3 protein-coding genes and 5 tRNA genes are annotated in these 4,161 nt (G+C 33.8%); all 8 read left to right on the top strand.

Annotation, left to right across the window (positions count from 1 at the left end; all coding sequences use genetic code 11):
• The first annotated feature begins 132 nt into the window (after positions 1 to 132).
• The 8 genes from B494_RS0118050 (at position 133) to B494_RS0118015 (ending at position 4,129) form a co-directional block, all read left to right on the top strand.
• Positions 133 to 205 (top strand) — tRNA-Lys (locus B494_RS0118050).
• A gap of 137 nt (positions 206 to 342) precedes the next feature.
• Positions 343 to 429 (top strand) — tRNA-Leu (locus B494_RS0118045).
• 482 nt (positions 430 to 911) lie between these two features.
• A complete protein-coding gene (locus B494_RS0118040; RefSeq protein ID WP_017473781.1) occupies positions 912 to 1,274 on the top strand; it encodes a hypothetical protein in 363 nt (120 codons plus the stop codon).
• A gap of 506 nt (positions 1,275 to 1,780) precedes the next feature.
• On the top strand, positions 1,781 to 2,347 hold the full coding sequence (locus B494_RS0118035; RefSeq protein WP_017473780.1) for a C39 family peptidase: 567 nt from the start codon (positions 1,781 to 1,783) through the stop codon (positions 2,345 to 2,347).
• Between the two features lie 16 nt (positions 2,348 to 2,363).
• Positions 2,364 to 3,092 (top strand): hypothetical protein, encoded by a 729-nt coding sequence (locus B494_RS0118030; protein ID WP_017473779.1) that lies wholly within the window; start codon positions 2,364 to 2,366, stop codon positions 3,090 to 3,092.
• Between the two features lie 791 nt (positions 3,093 to 3,883).
• Positions 3,884 to 3,960, top strand: a tRNA-Arg gene (locus B494_RS0118025).
• 14 nt (positions 3,961 to 3,974) lie between these two features.
• Positions 3,975 to 4,048, top strand: a tRNA-Gly gene (locus B494_RS0118020).
• A gap of 4 nt (positions 4,049 to 4,052) precedes the next feature.
• Positions 4,053 to 4,129, top strand: a tRNA-Ile gene (locus tag B494_RS0118015).
• The last annotated feature ends 32 nt before the right edge of the window (positions 4,130 to 4,161 follow it).

Here is a 4,161-nt window from a genome sequence, read left to right as displayed (position 1 = left end):
TGCGCTGGTTCGAATCCAGCTAGCCCAGCCATTCTTCATTTTAGAACTTCTATAGTTTAGATATAACTCCTTTGAAACCATTTGAATGTTTTAAAGGCTTTTCTATTGATAAGGGTTCAATTATGAGTAGAAGAGCCATTAGCTCAGTTGGTAGAGCATCTGACTTTTAATCAGAGGGTCGAAGGTTCGAATCCTTCATGGCTCATCTTTTTTATACATTAAGTATAGTATAAAAATCTACAAGTAGTTAGGAAACAGCAAAGACAAAATATCTAATTTTAAAAAAACTCATGCATTCTTAAAGAATGAGTGAATATAAGTTTTTGATTATAAATTGTTCTTGCGGTCGTGGCGGAATGGCAGACGCGCTAGGTTGAGGGCCTAGTGGGTGAATAACCCGTGGAGGTTCAAGTCCTCTCGACCGCACCATATTATAAATGCATTAATACCAAGGTTTTTAAGCCTATTGGTATTTTTTTATGCCCTCTTTTCTAAAGTAACTAAGAATACTTTCTAGTTCCTACTGCTTCATTAGAGTGAAATGGAGCTTTTTTAGGTTGTTATGTCGTTTCAGTAAAAATAAGTCGCTTACCGTAGTACATGCCTTCTATTAAAAGTTATTTTATTCAAAATGTGTTTATCATCATATCTAAAATTTTGTGTGGTAAGAGTACAATTTTCAAATTGTTTTAATGTTTAATAAAGGGTATAATGAAATAATTGGTAAAATAAGTTTTACTGTATTCAGTGTTATTAATGAAGCTATTTCGTAAGTCATATCGTGATACGGTGCTGGTCGTTAGTATTAATAAAACTTATGTCTTTCTTTTATTCATGATGGAGAGCATAAGTTGGTTATTAGAAACTTAGCGTACCATTTTGCACTATATTAATAAAAAGGAGTTATAATGATGTTGAAAAGGTTTTTTCTGGTTTTACTCACACTAATAATGGCTGTAGCTAGTATGATTGTAGCTGCAAAAGATTCTCCTGGAGATAATGTCATTTCTTTCGACGAACCTTATATCTTAATGTTATCAATTGGAGTAATCGTATTTTTATTTATTCCGCCACTCGCCATGTCCTTTTTTGACAACTCAGTTATAAGAATAATATCAGGAATATACCAATGTTTAATTGTTTTAACTTTTTTGGGGCTAATTCCAATTGGATTTCTTATCCCAAATGGAGTTTTGACAATTATTGTTGCAATTTTAGGCGCAGCAGTTAGTATATCTAGTGTTGTAGTAACTTTTATGATTGAAAAAATGTAACACCAAAGTTTGCTCGTTTCAATAACACCAAATGGTGCAGAACAAAAAAGTGAACATAACATTAATCAATCGAGTTTATTCGCTTTTAAGCAAGCATCAATACATGGCTCTTTGTCAACTAGTGTTGGTGAGAAAGTTCAACATATAGTTTCAAATGTATTTGTCACACGTTTTCGGCTCATTTAAGCAGTTGAATCGTGTGTTTTATTTTGTTTATTTTTCTTCTTTTGATCAATTGGTTTGTTCTGAAGTGCAAGAGAATACGATGTTTGTAATTAGTTTTTAGTATTAGGTTCATAAGAAAGAATTTAGTCACTGTTAATTAAAAATTAAAATTACCAACAATAAATATGCTGAATTTTTATCTGCACCGCTTAAAATTTTTCTCTGCTTACGATAATTCTAATCATTTGTCGAAAAGTTATTTCAATAAGATTTGAAAATGTCTTGTTATTTTTTTGATGTTGATATATGGTAAATTTATAAAATGTGGAAGGGGATCTTTGATGGAAAAACGATTTAGTTTTTATATTTTGATTTTTTTATTAATATTTTTTAGTTTTCCTGATGTAGTCTTAGGCTCAAGCAAGTCTCTTTCAGTTAAAAGCTTTGATCAAGAAAAATCCCAATGGTGTTGGGTAGCTGCTCCACAAATAATTATAAATTATCATAAAAATTCAAAGCCAACTCAATGCACACTTGTGAAAAGAGGAAAAAATACATCTTCTTGTGCGAATGAACCAGGTACATTAAATCAAACGAAAAAGGCTTTGACTGAAAGTGGAATGTCAAGTGGAGGAAAAACGACTTCTAGTGCTTCTTCATATAATACAATTAAAAGTAATATTAATAACTCGAGACCATTAATATTGAGAAAAGAATGGAAGGAAAATGGAAAAAAGAATGGCGTCGGACATTTATCTGTTATTGATGGTTATAATAATACAGATAATAAAATTAGGACGATTCGTATCAGACAATCTGGAACATTTAAATCTTGGGATAAATATGCTGATCTAAAGAATAGCAGTGAATTTGCATGGACGCACACTATTTATAATATAAAGAAGTAAAGAGGAGGGTGGAACAGTGAAAAAATTTTTTAGTTTGATGGCTATCTTGATATTGGTTACTATAAAAATTCCGGTTGCTGTCGCTGAATCCTCAGGTGCTATAATAGATGAACAAGAATTTAGAAATTATTTAGTTGAAATTTTTGAAAGCGATATCTATAGTGACTACGGTTTTAATACAGATGATGTTGATCAGATGTCTTTTGGTGATCCAATTGCAATCTATGATCTTAATCCTTCATTTGCATTTGGAGAAGATGAGGATATGCTTCAGAATAGAGTTGAGGAATGGATAGCTATTGTCTACGAAAACGATAAGGCAATAAATGGCTTAAAGTTAAGGGAGAATAACAGCGGGGAATTAGAAATATCCGGTTTTGGATATCCATTAACACTTGCTCGTGCGGTTGAACAGCTTGATCAGAATGAGTTGCTTTTTTACGAATTTCCAACCGGGTATTATTATGCTTTTAATCAACAGAACGATACAGTGAGACTTCTTGAAGAAGAAGTTATTTCAATTTACTCAGATGAGCAAACAGAAAATTTATCAGAAGAGGAATTTCAAAAAAAATTAGAAGAAAGATACGATAATGTTGAAAAAGGTGATGAAACGATTAGCGGGTTTGGTGGGACTGAACAGGTTCAAGAAAAGCAATCGATCTTGTTATATTCTTCCTTAGGATTTGGGGTAGTGCTGTTTTCTTCATTATTATTTTTTCTGTGGAAACGAAAGCATGCTTAATTGAAATGAATATGCAGGACTTATAGTAACAAGAGGCTCGGACATAACGGTCTCTAAACAGTAAAAAACGCTTCCGATTGTCAAGAGTGGTTATCGGAAGCGTTTTGCATGATCATAAAAAGGTTTATGTTCTGCGCTGTGGTATACTTTCGCAAGTTCCCCGCCATGACCGTAAAACTTATTCCATTATAAACCATACCTTTTCCGTCCCTGAAATCATTCCTATAATAATATAAGCTTTTTAGTTCTCCCATTTATCATTATAATAAACTTTCCGATTGTTCCCCTTTTTTTATGAACAGATGAATCATCTAAGGAAACAAAAACCATTCTCCCTCACCAATTAAGCCGGCTACTTGATGGAGTATCGATACAGCAATATGTGCACGATAAAGTAAAAATACGAACTATTTTATAAAATATTTGATTTTACTCTGTTCAAGAGAGGTTGATTTTCGTATAATAAATTTTATCACAGATAACGGACGCCAATGCACGCTACTAAGCGTCAGTGTGCGGGTAAGGTCGTAGACTAAAACTGTCACGCCCTGTGGCAAGGTCTGCATGACCTACATTCTGTAGTCCTCCGCCAGCTGATTAACAGTTCGTTTTATGAAAAACCTTCGTTTAGAAGGAAAAAATTAATTTATATAGCTTAAGCTACTTATCAAAAGAAAATAGCTTTAATATTGCTGATCCAAGCTATATTAAACTTAGTTAAAATGAAATAAGAAAACTGTTGACTTAGATATTGCTTTCATGTTATATTTAATTTCGTTGCTGAAATACAGGCGCCCGTAGCTCAATTGGATAGAGCGTTTGACTACGGATCAAGAGGTTAGGGGTTCGACTCCTCTCGGGCGCGCCATTCACATATAATATGCGGGTGTAGTTTAGTGGTAAAACCTCAGCCTTCCAAGCTGATGATGAGGGTTCGATTCCCTTCACCCGCTCCATTTAGGGCCTATAGCTCAGCTGGTTAGAGCGCACGCCTGATAAGCGTGAGGTCGGTGGTTCGAGTCCACTTAGGCCCACCATAATTGATCTTTGAAAACTGAACAAAACAACC

Origin of the sequence: Amphibacillus jilinensis Y1 (genome assembly GCF_000306965.1) — a bacterium.
GTDB classification, from domain to species: Bacteria; Bacillota; Bacilli; order Bacillales; family Amphibacillaceae; genus Amphibacillus_C; species Amphibacillus_C jilinensis.
Note: the sequence above shows the minus strand (reverse complement) of the source record. Positions and strands in the feature narration are given on the sequence as shown.

Coding starts and splice junctions, on each gene's coding strand:
- B494_RS0118035 (WP_017473780.1), top strand. CDS start 1,781: ATGGAAAAACGATTTAGTTTTTATATTTTGATTTTTTTATTAATATTT.
- B494_RS0118040 (WP_017473781.1), top strand. CDS start 912: ATGTTGAAAAGGTTTTTTCTGGTTTTACTCACACTAATAATGGCTGTA.